Source organism: Pedobacter sp. NEAU-ZC8 (assembly GCF_059278965.1).
Map to the genome: position 1 here is coordinate 49372 of NZ_JCAJXC010000013.1, position 18676 is coordinate 68047.

Genomic DNA, 18676 nt, shown 5'->3' on the forward strand with positions numbered 1-18676 from the left:
AATCGTAAACAGCTGCAGTTATTGTGTAAAACAAGACGCACAATACATGAACCGCTGGTGTTGAATATGTACACATCCGTGATACATAATATTTTGGTTGAATTATGCTGTACAGGCTGGTTGTGAAAGCTCCATTAAAAGCTGTTCTGCTTCTGCAAGCTGCTGATCCATATTCCGGATGAGTTGTTCCTTTTCTGATTTCAGTTTAGGAATCAGGTTTTTATAATACGCTATTCCCTGCTGCATCTGTTCGGAAAACTTTTTCCAGTATTTCATCTTCTTATCGTTGACAACTTCAAGCTGCATTTCCATGTCCTTCTTCAGGTAGTCCAGGTACAAGCGTAGTTCATTAACAAATAAATTTGGCCGGTTAGCTTGCTTCAGCAGGTCAATTCTACCATATATATGATCTATCATCTCCTTCAAGCTGTATTTTCCGGAGAAATAGGCGAGGTTTGGACCAGGACAGATACTAACGGCATCACTTTCCTTCGGCCTCAAAAGTTCGTTCTTGAGGTAGGCTGAAGCGCAAAGCCCTTCACATAAACATACCTTTTCCGTAATGGCATTATACTGTGCCCGGTAGGCAGGTTCCGGAAGTCCCATGCCTTTTAGCTGTTCAATTTTCAGGTTCTGGTATTCCCTCGACGCCGTACAGATTGGCTTTTCTGTGAACTCCGTGTTGGTACATAGATATTTCTTTTTGCAGGGACTTCCAGGCCGTCCTTTTTCAATGCGGTTCAATCTCAGTTGTTCTGCAGTGCTGTGCCTGAAATTGTTAAACAGTACCCCTAATGGAGAGGCATTACTGATGTAGAAGTCCTGCTCCTCCGCAGTTACCAAGGCATCCAGGGTCTTGTTGTCCACGTTTGTTGCTTCTGGGACAAGCAGGAAAGGACTTCCCCAGCCAGCAGCGTCCAGATTATAATGCTCCATTAAAAAGCGGTGTTCCTCGGCAGTGCCGATGCCGCCCTGATAGGTAACCGTCTGTTTAGGGTTTTCCGAAACGGTTAATTCTTTGGCAGCAACTGCCGCTAAATAGATCTTTAGGATGTCCTCATACAACACTGTTCTGTTTTCCTTGAATTCTTCCAGGATTGGTCCCATGAGTAGTCCATCTGTGGCAAAGGCATGCCCACCACAGTTTAAACCTGATTCTACCCGGAACTCAGAGACCCAAAGTCCTCTTTTTGCCAGCATCTTCGCCTGAATAATCGCGGAGCGATAGTCGCTTACCTTTAGAATGATCTTCTTTGAAGGTGTACCATTTACGGGGAAGAAGCTGCGGCATTTTTCCATATAGGCATATAGTCGGGGATTTAAACCCGCAGAGATGATCACTGAAGATGTTAGATCGCTCTCTTCAAAGCCCCGCATGGCAGCCAATGCGTCGGTGAAATCATCACCAGCATACACATCGTTAGCCGTATAATTTGCTTTGTCAACCTTTGACATGATATTTACATCGATGTTGCCGGCTTTAACTTCCTTTTTCAGGGCAGCGCCAGCAGCTGTCTTTGCTTCACCAGCTGGTAGGGCCAGAAAATCCTCGTATTTGCACCTGAGTGCCGAGTTCGCCGGTAGAATTTCAAAGTACTTACATAATTCAGTCCCCGGGACGAATTCCTGTGCTTTCATCTTTTCAATCTGTTCTTTCACCAGAAAGTTCAGAAGATTTAGATAGGCACTGATTCGTTTCGCCCGGCTGTCCGGTGCTTTAACTGTTATGGGTTCATAGCTTAGTCCATTTGTTAAACAATGGTGTTTACGCATGCGTTCAACAAGCTCATCATCAACGATAGAAACAACAGAAGAAATACCAAAACGGGCAACTTTCAATGGGGTATCGATGGAATAACCGAGGCCTAGAACGGGGATATGAAATGTATGACTCATGAATAGATTAATAGATTGTGGCAAAGAAGAGGAGATTTCGACTGAAAAAAGATGATCCAGATCACGTTCAGGCCATGATCGTGATCAGGTTTCGGCCAAGCACAAAAGTTCTATATTTGTAAAAACCTATGGAAAAAGCAACCTTACTGAACGCCATTATCGAGTCTGCCATAGACGGTATCATCACCATAGATAATCGCGGCTTGATTGAGAGCCTCAATCCGGCAGCCTTGAAGTTGTTTGGGTACGAGGAAACTGAAGTCATCGGCAAGAACATCAGCGTGCTGATGCCCGAGCCCGATAAGTCTGCCCATGACGGCTATTTACACCGGTATGACCATACCGGTGAGAAACGTATAATTGGTAAAGGGCGGGAAGTGCGGGGCTTGCGAAAAGATGGAACTACTTTTCCATTTCGACTAGCCGTAAGCGAAGTACAGTATGAAGACCGTAAGATCTACACCGGCTTTGTCCATGACCTCTCCAAGGAGAAAGAAGCGGAAGAGCAATTAAGACAGTATGCTGCCAAACTCGAAGAACTGGTTGATGAACGCACCAACTCGCTGAAGGAGATTGTTGCAGCCCTTCGTGATGCCAAGGAAGAGGTGAGCATCTCACTCGAAAAGGAGAAGGAGCTCGGCCAGATGAAGAGCCGCTTTGTGTCGATGGCTTCACACGAATTTCGCACACCGCTAAGTTCCGTGCAATTATCCGCCTCTTTGATCCAGAAGTATGCCGAACCTTTTGACAGTAAACCCATTCAAAAACATGTTAACAAGATAAAGAATGCGGTAGGAAACCTCACGACCATACTTAATGACTTCCTTTCTCTGGAAAAACTGGAAGCCGGGCGGGTGGAAGTAAACCCTAGCACCTTTGATCTGGTAAAGCTCTCCGAGGAGGTCACTGAAGAAATGCAAATGATTGCCAAACAAAACCAACATATCATTTACCAGCATACTGGTGCAAAAAGCCTCGTGCACCTGGATCAGAACCTGCTAAAAAACTGCATGATCAACCTGATCAGTAATGCCATCAAGTACTCTGGAGAGAACACCTTCATAGAATTCAATACCGAAATCAATGAGGAGGGTTGCAATGTTACTGTAAAGGATAATGGCATCGGTATACCAGAAACGGACCAGGTGTATCTGTTTGAACCTTTCTTCAGAGCACATAATACCGGCAACATCCCAGGAACGGGGCTTGGTTTGAACATTGTTCGCCGCTATGCCAATCTGATGAAGGGTACACTGCAATTCAAAAGCATCATCAACAAGGAGACTACTTTTATACTGTCGTTCGAAAATCATGGATAAAGCCAGAATACAAATCATTGAAGACAATGACGATATCCGCGAGAGCATCGTTGAAATACTTGAGCTTGCCAACTACGAAGTTATTGCTGCCGATAATGGCAAAAGAGGCATTGAACTCGCCAACCAGCATCTACCAGACCTAATCCTTTGTGATATCATGATGCCCGAACTTGATGGGTATGGCGTATTGTACCTGCTCGGCAAGAACCCGCAGACCGCGTCAATACCATTCATTTTCCTTACTGCCAAGGCAGAGCGCTTAGATATGCGTAAAGGCATGGAGATGGGCGCGGATGATTACCTGACCAAACCTTTTGACGACATGGAGCTGCTGAACGCTGTGGAAAGTCGTCTTAACAAGAAGATTAAACAAGAGCAATTCTATAGCAAATCGCTGGAAAATATTGATGGTTTGATTGGCACTGCCTCGGGAATGCAGGCGCTTAGTAAGGCCATTGCCCAGCGCAAGATGCGCAGCATCAAGAAAAAGCAGGTAATTTATTATGAAGGTGATTCCATCGCCGGCATTTACCTGGTGCTGCGTGGAAAGGTGAAGACTTTTAAACTTACCCCAGATGGCCGTGAGCTTATGGTAGGCATATATACCGACGATCAGTACTTTGGTATTCCTTCATTGCTGCTCAATGAACCGCATGCGGAGACTGCAGAAGCCATGGAAGACAGCACCATCTGTATGCTCCCTAAAGAGCTGATGGAAGAACTCTTGAATAAATACCCGGACATCGGTCGGCAGTTCATCAAGATCCTATCTAATAATCTGCTAGATCGGGAACAACAGCTCTTGCAACTTGCTTATTTCTCTGTGCGTAAACGGCTTGCCGAAGTGCTGATCCGCCTGTACAAACAGGAACAATCAAACGATCCACTGAACATCAAGGTTTCCAGGGACAATCTTGCTGCTTTAGCGGGAATGGCTACCGAGACGGTCAGCCGTATTCTGAGTGATTTCAAGTCAGAGAACATCATTGAACGCAAAGGCAGCCACATTCAGATCCTGAATCTTCAAATGTTGCAGGAAATGAAAAACTGACGAAGATCATTTTTACTGCTGACTAACCTCATTCCGCTTCCGGCGGCAGGCGACTACTTTTGATGGTAAATATTTATTATGAGAGTAGTCGCTTACAATATCAAATCTTTTGAAAAAGAGCCGCTGGCAGTGGCCAACCGAAAGAAACATGAAATCACCCTGATTTCAAATCCCCTAAACGTTGATACAGCCCTGTTTGCTGCTGGAAAGGTGGCTGTGGTGGTAACCAAGGAAGATGACTTGTCTGATCAAGTTATCCGTAAGCTCTCTGAGTTGGGCGTAAAGTACATCGCTACACGCTCCGTATCGACGGATCACATCAACATCGAAACCGCTGCGGAAATGAAAATCAGAATTGCGGCAGTACCTCCGGACTTACTCCAAACCAAAACCATGGATGAAATCTCGGCAACACTTGCGGAGCAGACCATCATAAACCTTGATGCCTGGCAGGGAAAATCCTGTCTAGGCAATGCCTGCGTTTGCTCCAGATCATGCGACCGCGACCCTGTAGATTTCCTTAACCCAGCAATCGCCAAACATGAACACTAATTTAGCTCATAAATATAATGTACCGGTGCCAAGGTATACAAGTTATCCAACGGTACCTTACTGGGATGCGACCTATTTTACACCCGATGCCTGGGGCAAAACCGTGATCGATGCCATTAAAAATAATGAAGCTGGCGAAGGCATCAGCCTTTACATCCATTTGCCTTTCTGCGAAAGTCTATGTACCTATTGTGGTTGCAATACAAGGATTACCAAAAACCACAAAGTAGAAGAACCATACATTAAAGCGGTGCTTCAGGAGTGGCAAATGTATCTGGACCTCATTGGCAAAAAGCCGGTAATCAGGGAACTGCACCTTGGTGGTGGTACACCCACATTCTTCAGTGCAGCCAATTTGCAGATGCTGATCCAGGGGATCTTGGACCATGCAACCGTACACCAGGATGCTGCTTTCAGCTTTGAAGGCCATCCAGGTAACACGACACAAGCGCACCTGGAAACGCTGCATCAGCTTGGTTTCAAACGCCTGAGTCTTGGTATACAGGATTTCGATCCGCGGGTACAGCTGATCATTAATCGTATCCAAACGGTAGAAGAGGTGGAACATACAACCACCGTCGCCAGAAAAACTGGATATAATTCCATTAACTACGACCTCATTTATGGACTTCCACTCCAAACACTTGAAGGTTTACAAGAAACCGTAGCAGAGGTGATCCGCCTTAAACCAGACCGCATTGCTTTTTACAGTTACGCCCACGTACCATGGGTTAAACCCGGCCAGCGGCGTTATACAGAGAAAGATCTGCCAGATGCGGCGCTTAAGCAAAAGCTCTATGAAACCGGTCGCCAGATGTTAAAAGCTGCTGGTTATCAAGAAATCGGCATGGATCATTTTACCCTAAAAACCGATAGCCTGTACCTTGCCGCACAGGAAGGTAAACTGCATCGTAATTTCATGGGCTACACCGATCAGTATAGCAGATTGATGATTGGACTTGGCGTTTCTTCCATATCCGACTCCTGGGCGGGCTTTGCGCAGAACGAGAAGAAAGTGGAAACCTATCTGGAGTTGATCAATCAAGGGCAGCTGCCAGTATTTAAAGGCCACCTGTCGAATACAGAAGATCTGATCCTGAGACAGCATATTCTGAATATCATGTGTCAGGGTTATACCAGCTGGGAACAACCCGATGAATTCTGCACGTCATTTTTTGAAGGCTTGAAAAGGATGGAAGAACTTGAAGCCGATGGCTTAGTGGAGATTGGTGCAGCGAGCCTTCAGGTTACCGACACTGGTAAGCGTTACTTGCGCAATATCTGCATGACCCTAGATGCAAGACTTTGGGAAAACCAGCCAAAAACACAACTATTCAGTATGGCGGGCTAAGCGACTACTTACATACTGCAGTACCAGAATGAAGGGCTGGACTTAAATAAGGTATATTTAGGTCCAGCCCTCTTAGTATGAACCAGATGCCTAAGCATAACATCAAATAAGGAACAATGCGGTTGATGCGGTTACGCAGGATAGCCCCGGTCATTCCGCTTGTCACCGCTGCGATAAGCATCAGTGGAGCAGTGCCTAATCCAAAGAAGAACATATATGTTATTGCTTCAGGAACACCAGGCTGATTTACCGCACCGGCAAGCGCCAGGTAAACAAAACCGCAGGGTAGCAACCCGTTGATCATACCGATGATCAGATGGTTGGCCTTGTGCTTCAAAGCATAGCTAAAAAGCTGATGAAATGGCTTAAGCAACAGGTTGTACTTTGAACTGGAACGTACTGCTACTTTAAATATCCTTGAACAAGCTGCAAGGAGGATTAGTAAGCCACTAAAGATGCTCAAGCCCTGCTGCATACCGGCCATCCAAAGCTGATTGCCGATCAGCCCTATAATCAAGCCCAGTATAGAATAAGATATGATACGGCCAGCCTGGTACATGCTCTTATCAAGCAATAGCCAGCCGGCGCCTTTCTGTAGGGAAGGAACGGCAAATGCAAGCGGGCCGCACATGCCTATGCAATGCACACTACCCAGCAAGCCGATCATGAAAGCTAAATACGTTTCATTCATGGTAACATGATTTCTTTTTCATATAAATAAGGTCTACCCATACTGGTCCAGTCCAGCTGCACTTTCCAAAGGCCGGTCTTCTGACTGCCAACTGGTATTGCAAAAGTATTTCCCTGATCGGTGTTGAATTTAAACTGTTGATCAAGCTTTTTATCCGCAGTGCGGATCATCTTCATCTGGCCGGTAGACTCCCGTTTGAAAGTTACCACCAGGCTGTCGTTGCGAAGTACTATGGTTGGCTCCGCCCGATCCATATTCACGTGCGATTTTTTACGGTAGTCCAGGTTGTAGTTAATCCCTTTTTCGTAATAGTCGGTATCCACCAGCGCATCACTGTCGCTGCGCATCATCAATACCGCATATACAATGATCATGGTCATGAAACAGCCCATGCCGATCATCAATTTTGTTCCCCAGTTCATATCTTAATTGTTAGGTGGTGCAATAAATGTTGTTTTAAATCTGTCGATAACTTTGCCTTCCGAAAGCAATTTAAACTTCATCTCTGTTTTAAACTGCTTGACTGCATCCTGCGGCATCAGCACAAAAAAGGTGAGTTTAACCGTGCCGCCATATCCAAGCTGATTTTCCTTTTGGATGTACTGAATCTTCGCCGAAGCATCTTCCGGTACAATCTCGAAACTTAGCGCTTTACTGGTCTTGTTCACCAGTTCGGCGTTGTACAGGTTACTGACCTGCTTGTCATCACGCATCTGGTAGAGTGTTCCGCTTGCCCGCAGTATCGTAGTTTTTACATCAGATCGACTAAGCATCAGGAAGGTTAATGCCGAGAGCAATACGACAAGCACGGCTGAATAGCCATAAATTTTACGACTTACCCGGAATGGCTTGCTGAACTTGATCTCGTCTTCCGACTTAAAGCCGATCAGGCGCAAGGGTCTTTCAATTTTCTCCATCACCATATCGCAGGCGTCAATACATGCGGTACAGTTGATGCACTCCATCTGGGTGCCGTTACGGATGTCAATGCCAGTAGGGCATACCTGAACACACAACTTGCAGTCGATGCAGTCGCCCTTTACCATTTCGATGCCCTTCTGCACTTTTCCCCGGGGTTCCCCGCGATTGTAATCATAGGCAACGATCATACTTTGATCATCAAGCAGTACCCCCTGCAGTCGACCGTATGGACAGATGACCGTACATACGATCGATCGGATCCTGGAGAATACCAGGTAAAAGATGATGGTGAAGATCAGGATGGAAATAAATCCAGAAAGGTGGGTAGAGACTGGCTCGGTGATGATGGCCAGCAGGGTGTCTGTTCCAATCACATAGGCCAGGAAGATATTTGCAATAAAAAAGGAGATCAGAAAGAAGATGCTGTGTTTAACAGCTTTCCTCATAAACTTGTCCAGGTCCATTGGTCTGTCATTCAGCTTCCTCTGTTTGATGGGCTCACCTTCAATCCAGTATTCTATTTTTCGGAATACCATCTCCAGGAAGATCGTCTGAGGGCAAGCCCAGCCACAGAAAACCCGTCCGAATACCACGGTAAATAGGACGATGAATACAACGAAGCTGAGTAGCGCCAACACGAAGAGGTAGAAATCCTGTGGCCAGAATATTATCCCGAAGAACACGAACTTACGTTCCAGAATATTAAGGAGGATGAGTTGTTCTCCATTAAACTTTATAAATGGGGCGGCGAAAAGCAGCCCCAGAAAAAAGTAACTTAAAAGCGTACGGTATTGGTAAAGTTTACCCTTTATGATTTTTGGATGTATAGCCATTGCTAAGGTTGTTTTTCACCCTGCGCAGCTTTTGCATTCGCAGGGTTGCTTCCTTGTAGCGAAAGCACGTAATTGGTCAGGTCAGCAATCTGCTGTGCACTAAGGGATTTTTCCCATGCCACCATACCTTTTTCGGGAACACCGTATTTAATTACCTTAAACACGTCTTTAACGGTTCCACCGTGTAACCAGTATTCGTCTGTTAAATTGGGTCCAACGATACCCTCGCCATTTTCGCCGTGGCATGGTGTACAGCGGTTCACAAATAAGGCCGCCCCGGATTTGATGATAACCTCATCTTTAGATTGCTCAATGTTATTCTCATTCACAGCACTCTTTGCGTTCTTAGGATCCGAAAGAAAGGCTTCTTTATCACGTGCAGCTTGTTCAATTTCTGCCAGGTATTCCTGATCCTGATCCATTCCGGTACCAAATACCTCATAGTGGAACAGGTAAGCCACAGAGAATATCAATGTTCCATAAAACAACACCATAAACCAGCGCGGTGTTGGGTTGTCCAGCTCTGCAATACCATCAAAGGTATGCTCCATGACCAGGTCCTTTTCTTCAGACAGCGGCTTCAAGCCCATTAGCCTGGTCCAGATGGATGGCTTCGGAGGCAACAACGCGGCGGCTTGTTGTTCGGCCAGCCTGCGTTGTTCACGTTCTTCATTGCTTGCAAAAGGTGTTGGATTAAGCGCCTCATTCGCAAAAAGTCTTATCACTTTAAGCATAAGCATCGCTACGAAGAGGATTATCATTGCGGTGATACAGAGTACAATCACCATTAAGTCTTGGTAGCTCATGATTAAGATTCTTTATCGTTTAAGGGTAGTTCACTCATGTATTTTACTTCGTCCTTTTTCATCATCAGTAATACCACGCCTACCAGGAGGAAGAATAGTACAAAGATGCTCAGTGAACTGATCAGGTAAACTTCACTACCGTTTACCAGGGTTTGAAATTGCTTAAACATATCCCTATAGATTATTGTGCTTTAATGTCTGTTCCAAGGCGTTGCAGGTACGCAATTAAGGCTACGATCTCTGCATCACTTTTCACTTTGATGTTGTTCTTTCTTAAATCGGCTGCGATCTCTTTCGCTTGTGCATCTAGATCCTGATTCGCCTGATGTTCATAGCCTTCAGCATAAGGTACACCCAGGCTTCTCATCGCATTGATCTTTGCTACGGTGCTGCTGGTATCCAATGCCTGGGTACTTAACCATTCGTACGGTGGCATGATACTACCAGGTGACATGGTTTGCGGATCTACCAGGTGGTTAAAATGCCAGGCGTTTGAATATTTTCCACCTTCACGTGCCAGATCTGGCCCGGTACGTTTTGAGCCCCACAGGAAAGGATGATCATAAACAAACTCTCCGGCCTTGCTGTACTCGCCATAACGCTCCGTTTCGGAGCGGAAGGGGCGGATCATCTGTGAGTGGCAGTTTACACAGCCCTCTTTGATGTATAAATCGCGGCCCTGAAGTTCCAGTGCGCTATATGGTTTTACACTAGCAATCGTCGGGATATTGGATTTAATGCTGAATGTTGGCATCATCTCGATCATACCACCGATCAGGATAACGATCAGGGATAGTACCATAAACACCATTGGTTTGCGTTCTAATACCCTGTGCCATTTTCGGTCTGTACCTACAGCCACAAACTCTTGTGGCAGTGCTTGTGCTTCAGCAGCCTCATCCGCTACGAGTTTACCGGCTTTCGCAGTTTTGATGATGTTGTAAGTCATTACGATCACACCCACGAGGTAGAAGAACCCACCCAATGCTCTAAGCATATACATCGGGATGATCTGTATCACGGTTTCCAGGAAGTTTGGATATTTCAGTACACCTTCTGGTGTAAACTCTTTCCACATCAAGCCTTGTGTAAATCCCGCAAAGTATAATGGAACTGCGTAGAAGATAATACCTAGTGTGCCAATCCAGAAGTGGAAAGATGCCAGTTTCTTAGAGTATAGTTCAGTTTTGTATATTCTTGGAATTAACCAGTACAGAATAGCGAAAGTTAAGAAACCATTCCAGCCTAAAGCGCCAACGTGTACGTGTGCTACGATCCAGTCGGTATAATGTGCTATGGCATTGATCTGTTTAAAGGCTAACATCGGACCTTCGAAAGTAGCCATACCATAGGCGGTAAGACCCACGACCATGAATTTCAGAATCGGATCTTCACGTACCTTGTCCCATGCGCCGCGAAGTGTTAACAATCCATTGATCATACCGCCCCAACTCGGTGCGATCAACATCACGGAGAATGCTACACCTAAAGATTGTGCCCATCCCGGTAATGATGTATACAGCAAGTGGTGTGGGCCAGCCCAGATGTAAATAAAGATCAATGACCAGAAGTGCAGGATACTAAGTTTATAAGAATAAACCGGGCGATTGGCCATTTTCGGAAGGAAGTAGTACATCATCCCAAGGTATGGGGTGGTTAAAAAGAATGCCACCGCATTATGGCCATACCACCATTGTACCAGCGCGTCCTGTACACCTGCAAATACGTAGTAACTTTTAAAGGCAGAGATCGGTAATTGAAATGAGTTTACGATGTGTAGTACTGCTACAGTCACAAACGTTGCGATGTAAAACCAGATGGCTACATACATGTGCTTCTCACGGCGTTTAATGATCGTTCCGAACATATTGATACCGAATACCACCCATATCAAGGTGATGGCAATATCAATCGGCCACTCCAGCTCAGCATACTCGTGTGATGAAGATAAGCCTAGTGGCAAGGTGATCACTGCAGCTACAATGATTAACTGCCAGCCCCAGAAGTGGATCTTACTAAGCACGTTACTAAACATCCGTGCCTTCAACAAGCGCTGCAGCGAGTAGTAAACGCCCATAAAGATTGCATTTCCAACAAAAGCAAAGATCACCGCGTTGGTGTGCAAAGGCCTGATGCGGCCAAAAGTAGTGTACTGGCTACCCATATTCAATTCCGGGGTAAACAGCTGCATGGCAACAAGCAGGCCGACGGTCATGCCAATGATGCCCCATACAATGGTGGCAATGGCAAAGTCCCGCACAATCTTATTGTCATAGTAGAATTTCTCAGTCATAACGATTTGATGTTTGAATGTGTGATGGTGTAAAAGTAGGGGGCTGCGCTCAGCCTGGTAATGATGCTAATTCCGGCTAAATATGATCCTCATCACTTTTTTCAATACCGGGTTTAACCTCATCATCAAACAGGATCCGGAGTCCTGGAGTATAGGTGTCGTCATGTTGTCCGGACTTGCTCGCCCAGAAAAAGGCAACTAAAAAAATTAGCGCCAGCAGAATGCTGACGCCAATGAGCATATAGATCATGTTCATAGCAGATCGTTTTTACGGGCGTATAACCTTGCGGTGATACTGGTGAAAAGGATGATGGTTGCGGTACTTGCCGGCATTAAGATCGCCGCGATCAGCGGTGACAAAAGTCCTTGCACGGCAAACGATACTCCCACAATATTGTATACAAGGGAAATGGCGAAACTCATGTGGATCACCTTAACAGCATCTTTAGCCTGCTGGATAAAAGCTGGGATCTTGCTAAAGCTTGCGCCATCCAGAATGGCCTCACAGCCGGGGCTGAAGTTGTTGATGTTGTCCGTTACCGCTACGCCAAGATCACTTTGTTTCAGTGCTCCAGCGTCGTTTAGCCCATCGCCAAACATCAAAACCTTATGTCCTTTTTCCTGCAGCGCTTTGATATATTCCAATTTCTGCTGCGGACTTTGTTTGAAGTGCATTTGGTTCCCTTCAGGAAAAATGGTCAATAAGTCCATACGGTCATGATCCTGATCTCCCGACAGCAGATGCAGGTTAGCACCCTTTCGCAGGCTTATGGTTAAAGCCTTCAAGCCGTCGCGCCACTGTTGCCTGAACAGAAAATAGCCGAGATATTGACTATCGATCACCACATGGACGGTCGATCCTGTGATTGACTTTTCAAGTGCAATTTCCGTGAAGGCGGCATTACCGATTTTGAGCTCATGATCCAGGATGGACCCACTTAAGCCACGGCCAACCATTTCACGATAGTTGTTCACGGTATGCTGTTCGGGCAAGCCGAGCCATTTCACCAGCGTACGGCTTAATGGGTGACCGGAGTTTCTGGAAAGGTCACTGACCCATTGCAGTTGTTCCTGACTGATATTCCCCTGAAAGCTGAAACCAGCCCCATCTGGATTACTGATTGTGCCGGTTTTATCAAAAACAAAGGTGTCTATACGTGCCAGTTGCTCAATCACAGCTGTATTCTTCAGGTAGAATTTATTTTTATCAAAGATGCTTAATACTGCTGCCAGGGTAAAAGGAGAGGCGAGGGCCAGTGCGCATGGACAGGCAATGATCAGCACGGCAGAAAAAGAAGCAATCGCTCTTGTGGGATCAGCATGAAACATCCAGAACAAACCACTTCCAAGGGCAACCGTCAAGAGCATGATGCTGAAATATTTGCTCGCCGTTGCGCTGAAAGTCATAATGGTGTTCTTCTCCATGCTGAACGTCTCATTGTTCCAAAGTTTCGTCAGGTGACTTTGAGATACTGCTTTTACAACCTCCAGTTCAATCGCTCCATCCAGCTGTCTGCCGCCGGCATAAACAATTTCTCCAAGTACCTTATGCACGGGCTTAGATTCACCGGTAACGAAGCTGAAGTCTACATTTGCGTTACCCTTCAGTAGTATGGCGTCGGCAGGTACGATCTCATTGCTGCGGATGAGCATTCGCTGACCTTTTTTAAGTTGATCCAATGGAATCGGGCGCTCACGTCCATCCTCGAGGATGGTAACCGCTACAGGAAAGTAAGAACGGTAGTCGCGCTCGAAGGATAGGTGGTGATAGGTGCGCTGTTGCATCCACTTGCCAACCAGCAGGAAGAAGATTAAGCCACATAGCGTATCAACCCAGCCCGGGCCGGAATTGGTAACTACTTCTACAATGGAACGGATAAACATCACCGCAATTCCAAGGGCTAAGGGGAAGTCGAGGTTAAGTACCCCGTTTTTAAGGTTTAGCCAGGCGCTGGAGAAATAGTCGCGTCCACTGTAGAATACAACGGGGAAGGCGAATGCAAGATTTAACCAGCCGAAAAAGGTTTTAAAGTCCTGTTCGAAGCTGGATAAGCCAAAATATTCCGGGAAGTATAGCAACATGGTATTTCCGAAACAAAAGCCTGCAACAGCAATCTTGGTGATCAAGCTACGATCGGTAGTATGTTTTTGCTGTTCCTTGACCACATCCTGCAGGCTGATCAAAGGTTCATAGCCGATGTTCAGCAGCGTTTCGGCAAGTGCCTTGAGCGTTATTTCCTGATTTTTAAACGTGATGTAAACCTGCTTTTTTAGAAAGTCTACACGGGATTGTGTTATCGCAGGATTGATCTTATGAAGGGATTCCAGCAGCCATATGCAGGAGCTGCAATGAATAGCTGGGATGTAAAGGGTAATGATGGTGATCTGGTCATCCTGGTAGTCAACCAGCCCCGCCGCAATCTCCGGTTCATTCAGGTAATCGAAATTTATGCCTTTCAGTTGTTGCGTCTGGCCGGGTACATCATTATAAAGGTAGTAGTCGCTGAGGTTGTGCTCGTGCAAGATGCTATAAACGCCAACACATCCAACGCAACAAAACTTTCTATCGTCTTTCAGCAGCGGAGAGGCTGGGAGTGCCTCCCCGCAGTGAAAACAAATGGTATCGAGTTGTAATTCTTTGGTTTGTAACATGAATTTTCAATATGTCCAAAGATGACATATCCACCCATGCTACAAAATGACCAGCCTTTTTCGAAAAAATGATGCTGGTCACTTTTTGGGATTATTGTCCCAGGCGCTTTTGTTCCGCGTCAAGTGCAGTTTGGCGATCTCTGGCTGACTTTACAGTTGATTTACCAAAACGCTGCGTGTAAGTAAGTCTCACACTGGTAGATGTACCCCATTGCTTTAAGGTGTATTCATTACCTTCCAGGTTGCTGGATATCCTTGGTTTTTGTGTATGGAACACGTCACTTACCCCTAGTTTCAAGTTTCCGTTTTTGTTAGGGAAGTTGTAACGAAGTCCCGCATCCGAAGTGAAGAATGTCTTTAAGTTTAATGCATTATCAATCTGCGGCGTGCTGTAGAAGAAGCTGGCATCGGCACTCCATAAACTAGATAAGGTAAAGTTATGTTGCATGTAGATATTACCTGTAAACTGCTTGGAGTTTAATTCAAAACCATTCAAATTCGGACTCTTTAATTGCTTATGATAAGCGATGATATTATTGTTGAAATTCCACCATTTTGTGATCTTTACCGGGATGTTTAAAGTTAAGGATACCACATCATCAGAAGCAAGGTTAAGATTGGTTTGATACATAGAGTTTAATGCTGCATTCTGTAATAGAATTTGTGTAATTACATCTGAAACGTGGGTGTAAGCTAAGGCTACACTGTACTTCTGTTTGAATAGATAATTCACCTCAAAATTTGTCGCAAATTCCGGCCTTAAGTTTGGGTTTCCCTGGTTATAGGTGTACTGATCCAGGTAGTACATAAATGGATTTAAATTCTGGTAATTCGGGCGGTTTATCTTTCTTGAATAGGAGAAATTAAGCACACTGTTTTCACTGAAATTCTGACTTACAAATACTGATGGAAAGAGGTTGGTATATTTTCGGTCAATTTTCTCATTCATGGTCACGGAGGTACCGATGGAATGAGTCCTTTCTGCGCGTAACCCGGCCTGCACCGATAGCTTCCCAAGGGTCGCACTGAAGGTGGTATAGGCAGCGCTTACTTCCTCGCTGTATTTAAACCGATTACTGCGGTTTGGATCACCAAGCCAGCCATCAGCGACTTGATTTTCAAAAATGAAGTTGTTGTCACTTTCTACGTCAGCATACTTAAGGCCGGCTTCAATTTTTAACTTCTTGTTCAGTGGCAGCACATAGTCAGCCTTTAAGGCTTTTATGTTGATGTCTGAAGGTGCAAAACTTCTGTAAATCTGTCCATTTTTGAAGAATGTTCCGTCCGGACGGAAGAAACGGTTTTGATAGAAAGCATCATTATCGCCGTCAAAGGTACTATAATCTGCATCTATGGTCAGTTCCTGCCCGGCAGTGTCTAACACGCCCTTATAGTTCAGGTTGTAGGAAAAGTTTTTACGTGCACCTTCATTACGAGCAGGTGTCCTCAGGATCGAGTCTGTTTGCCCCAGGCTCCCGCCGATGTTGGTTCTGCTGAAGCTATCCTCTTCGCGGTTGTAAATGTTACCCTTCACCAAAAATCCTACGGTATGTTTATCCGACAGAAAGAAATCTGTCCCTACTTTGAAGTTGTGTGATTTGTTACTTGAAGTGTCTGTGTTCCGTTGGCTGAAATACAATCTGTTATTTACATTCGGTGTTACACGGTCAATGAGTAAGTTTTGTTCCCATTTGTTCGTGTTATAGCTATAAGATCCAAAGGTGTTGAAAAAGTTTTTGCGGTAATTCAGGTTGATGTTATTGTTGCTGGAAGCACGTTTATTGTATCCCGCACCAATTGCGATATTGCCATTGAAGCCATCAGCTTTGCTTTTTTTCGTTTTGATGTTAATGACACCACCTGTACTGTTTGCTTCATAACGTGCACCGGGATTGTTCATAATTTCAATGCTTTCTATTTCGCTGCTCTGCATCGATTTCAGCAGGTTTACCACTTCTTCCTGGCTTAGGTAGGTCTGTTTTCCATCAATCGTTACCAGTACATTACTCTTACCGGAAAGCGAGATGTTCTCGTTATGATCGACCACAACGCCAGGTGCTTTTCGTAACGCCTCCAATGCATTTAATCCAGCTGCAGAAGGTGTGGCGTCAAGGTTAAATACCAGCTTATCTGCCTTTCGTTCCAATACCGGTCGTGCTGCGGTTACAACAACCTCGTTTAAATTATTTGCAGTTTCTTTAAGTAGTAAAGCTGGTACAGAAAAACTCTTTTCACCGTTTAATTTAATCGGTTTTGAATTCACTTTGTTGTATCCCATTGATGTTGCTACAATGTAATATGATCCAGACTTTGTTTTAAAATTATATTGACCATTTTCATTGGTCATAGCAGTACTAACAAGTGCTGAATCTATGCTGGAATATAGTAAAACAGTGGCAGCAGGAATACTTTGTTTGTCGTCTTTAACCAGGCCTTCCACACTGATTAAATCTTGCGAAAAAGATGTGAGTGGGAGCAAGTAAAATAGACATAATAGGGCGGTCGTAAATATCGTTTTCATGATTGTAATCTTTGGCTATAAGACGACGATAAATACCCAATGGTTACAAGCAAGAATGTTAAATTTGTAAAATAAATATTTTAGTTTTGCTGTAACAATTGGAGAGAAACGATGTCGGCATTAAAAGATCTTTATACACCTGCGTTTTACAGCGGCATTGCCCAATGTATGCGCGAAAGCATCCCAGGCTTTGATGAACCTGCTTTCATGAAGCTGATTTACACACCGGCATTCGAGGCCATGGAGCTTAAAGCACGGATGAAACACACCGCAGTATGTTTGCATCAGTTTATGCCGGAATCCTACCAAGAAGCTGTTATACTGCTGCAGCGCCTGGTTGATCGTTTGCGCGCTCATGGATTCTGGCAGGAGCGGCTTGAAATGATGTTCCTTCCGAATTACATAGAGGTTTACGGGCTGGATGATCTGGAAACATCGTTAGACGGAATGGAGTTTATAACGCAATACGTAAGTTGTGAATTTGCGATCCGGCCTTTTCTGAACAAATATTTCGATCAAACCATTAGCAGGATGTTGACCTGGACACAACATCCACATGCCCGTGTACGCCGCCTCGCCTCTGAAGGCTGCCGTCCCCGGCTACCCTGGGGACTTTCTGTGCCGACGTTGAAGAAAGATCCTGCTCCATTGCTTCCTATCTTGGAGGCCTTAAAAAATGATCCGGACGAGGCCGTAAGACGTAGTGTAGCAAACAACCTCAATGATATTTCTAAAGATCATCCTGAGCTCGTGGTAAAGATCGCTCAAGCCTGGAAAGGTCATAGCAAGGAAACCGATGCCATAATTAAGCACGGTTGCAGGTCTTTGCTTAAACGTGGGCATGCCTCAGTGCTTGATCATTATGGTCTGAACAGTGACGGTCTTTCTTTAGATGAGTTTAGCATCCTGAGTCCTGAAGTCAAAATAGGTGATACTCTAAGCTTTACATTCCGGATTCAAAATACCGCAGAAAAGTCGAAAACAGTACGACTGGAATATGCCATTCACTATAGAAAAGCAAATGGGCAGTTAAACAAGAAGGTTTTTAAAATAAGTGAAAGGATCTACCAGGGAGGTCAGGCTGAAACGATTAGCCGGAATCAATCATTTAAACTGATCACAACACGAAGATTCTATGAAGGTGGCCATGTGCTGGAGATGATCGTCAACGGATCTGTAATGGCTAAAGGGGAGTTTGTTGTTTATAATTAAGCTGTTGGACACCTGTCCAACAGCTTAAATGTATTACTCAACCGGTTTTGGTTTAAGTTGTGATTTAGATACATAGATCTTTGCACCGCGCTCATCAACATAGTAGTACCTCGACTTGTTGTCAATATAAATCTTTTGTCCGGCAGGTCCGACCATGTCTTTGTAAGTTTTATCTACAATGGTGGAGGCACCTTTAACTGCGACCTCTGCAGTTTTATTGCCGACACTTTTCGCGGTTTTCTTGATCTTTTTATCTGGATCAATCTTCAACGTATCTTTCTTCTCTTGCGCAAATGCTGCCGTGCTGCAGGTTATTGCTACAGCAAGGGCGATCGTTTTAAGCATGTTTTTCATAGGATTACATTTTTGGTTTTCAAATGAACGGTACATTATTAACGACTTGTAGCTGGTTAATTACTGTACTGTCCGGTGTTGTATTTGATATAACAGCATTCTAAGTGAGATGTTCTGAACAGGCCAGTGATTTTACGCTGTACTGATGTATTTGGAAACTGTTTAGCTACTCAACTGTTAGCTAAAGGAGATCATAGATCACTCACGATTCAGAAAAAAAAGTA

General features: G+C 44.8%; 16 protein-coding genes. 5 read left to right on the plus strand and 11 right to left on the minus strand.

All coding sequences use genetic code 11. The features are described from left to right. Nucleotides 1-102: 102 nt before the first annotated feature. Nucleotides 103-1896 carry a hypothetical protein gene (locus AC5WJX_RS11645; RefSeq protein WP_494484651.1) on the minus strand — a complete coding sequence of 598 codons (1794 nt, stop codon included), beginning with the start codon at nucleotides 1894-1896 and terminating at the stop codon, nucleotides 103-105. A 128-nt stretch (nucleotides 1897-2024) separates the two neighbouring features. Here AC5WJX_RS11645 and AC5WJX_RS11650 point away from each other — a divergent pair, with 128 nt between their 5' ends. The 4 genes from AC5WJX_RS11650 to hemN all read left to right on the plus strand — a co-directional run bounded on the left by AC5WJX_RS11650 (nucleotide 2025) and on the right by hemN (nucleotide 6169). Further along, nucleotides 2025-3215 (plus strand): PAS domain-containing sensor histidine kinase, encoded by a 1191-nt coding sequence (locus AC5WJX_RS11650; protein WP_494484652.1) that lies wholly within the window; start codon nucleotides 2025-2027, stop codon nucleotides 3213-3215. Further along, on the plus strand, nucleotides 3208-4266 hold the full coding sequence (locus AC5WJX_RS11655) for a response regulator (protein WP_494484653.1): 1059 nt from the start codon (nucleotides 3208-3210) through the stop codon (nucleotides 4264-4266). The genes AC5WJX_RS11650 and AC5WJX_RS11655 overlap by 8 nt, the downstream gene beginning before the upstream one ends. A gap of 78 nt (nucleotides 4267-4344) precedes the next feature. After that, entirely contained in the window at nucleotides 4345-4818 is a 474-nt protein-coding gene (locus tag AC5WJX_RS11660) for a lactate dehydrogenase (RefSeq protein ID WP_494484654.1), read from the plus strand. Then, the gene (hemN, locus tag AC5WJX_RS11665; protein WP_494484655.1) at nucleotides 4808-6169 is read left to right on the plus strand and encodes an oxygen-independent coproporphyrinogen III oxidase; all 1362 of its coding nucleotides are present in this window, start codon (nucleotides 4808-4810) and stop codon (nucleotides 6167-6169) included. Before AC5WJX_RS11660 ends, hemN begins: the two co-directional genes overlap by 11 nt. A gap of 4 nt (nucleotides 6170-6173) precedes the next feature. Here hemN and AC5WJX_RS11670 read toward each other — a convergent pair whose 3' ends face one another. From AC5WJX_RS11670 to AC5WJX_RS11710, 9 genes are all read right to left on the minus strand, one after another. Further along, entirely contained in the window at nucleotides 6174-6860 is a 687-nt protein-coding gene (locus AC5WJX_RS11670) for a sulfite exporter TauE/SafE family protein (protein WP_494484656.1), read from the minus strand. Further along, nucleotides 6857-7282 carry a FixH family protein gene (locus AC5WJX_RS11675; RefSeq protein WP_494484657.1) on the minus strand — a complete coding sequence of 142 codons (426 nt, stop codon included), beginning with the start codon at nucleotides 7280-7282 and terminating at the stop codon, nucleotides 6857-6859. The genes AC5WJX_RS11670 and AC5WJX_RS11675 overlap by 4 nt, the downstream gene beginning before the upstream one ends. Nucleotides 7283-7285: 3 nt before the next feature. Further along, nucleotides 7286-8614, minus strand: coding sequence for a cytochrome c oxidase accessory protein CcoG (ccoG, locus tag AC5WJX_RS11680; protein ID WP_440429696.1), 1329 nt, complete (start codon nucleotides 8612-8614; stop codon nucleotides 7286-7288). A 2-nt stretch (nucleotides 8615-8616) separates the two neighbouring features. After that, nucleotides 8617-9420: a cbb3-type cytochrome c oxidase N-terminal domain-containing protein gene (locus AC5WJX_RS11685; protein WP_494484658.1), complete on the minus strand. Its 804-nt coding sequence runs from the start codon at nucleotides 9418-9420 to the stop codon at nucleotides 8617-8619. Between the two features lie 2 nt (nucleotides 9421-9422). After that, nucleotides 9423-9590, minus strand: coding sequence for a hypothetical protein (locus AC5WJX_RS11690; protein ID WP_440429694.1), 168 nt, complete (start codon nucleotides 9588-9590; stop codon nucleotides 9423-9425). A gap of 11 nt (nucleotides 9591-9601) precedes the next feature. Then, nucleotides 9602-11713: a cytochrome-c oxidase, cbb3-type subunit I gene (gene ccoN / locus AC5WJX_RS11695; protein WP_494484659.1), complete on the minus strand. Its 2112-nt coding sequence runs from the start codon at nucleotides 11711-11713 to the stop codon at nucleotides 9602-9604. Nucleotides 11714-11789: 76 nt separating this feature from the next. Next, entirely contained in the window at nucleotides 11790-11969 is a 180-nt protein-coding gene (ccoS, locus tag AC5WJX_RS11700; RefSeq protein ID WP_440429692.1) for a cbb3-type cytochrome oxidase assembly protein CcoS, read from the minus strand. Beyond that, a complete protein-coding gene (locus AC5WJX_RS11705; RefSeq protein ID WP_494484660.1) occupies nucleotides 11966-14365 on the minus strand; it encodes a heavy metal translocating P-type ATPase in 2400 nt (799 codons plus the stop codon). Before AC5WJX_RS11705 ends, ccoS begins: the two co-directional genes overlap by 4 nt. Before the next feature lie 91 nt (nucleotides 14366-14456). Next, nucleotides 14457-16886, minus strand: coding sequence for a TonB-dependent receptor domain-containing protein (locus AC5WJX_RS11710; protein WP_494484661.1), 2430 nt, complete (start codon nucleotides 16884-16886; stop codon nucleotides 14457-14459). Between the two features lie 111 nt (nucleotides 16887-16997). Between AC5WJX_RS11710 and AC5WJX_RS11715 the strand changes: the two genes are divergently transcribed. Next, nucleotides 16998-18098, plus strand: coding sequence for a DNA alkylation repair protein (locus tag AC5WJX_RS11715; protein WP_494484662.1), 1101 nt, complete (start codon nucleotides 16998-17000; stop codon nucleotides 18096-18098). A 33-nt stretch (nucleotides 18099-18131) separates the two neighbouring features. Here AC5WJX_RS11715 and AC5WJX_RS11720 read toward each other — a convergent pair whose 3' ends face one another. After that, nucleotides 18132-18452, minus strand: a complete 321-nt coding sequence (locus AC5WJX_RS11720; protein ID WP_494484663.1) for a hypothetical protein — start codon at nucleotides 18450-18452, stop codon at nucleotides 18132-18134. Nucleotides 18453-18676: the final 224 nt, after the last annotated feature.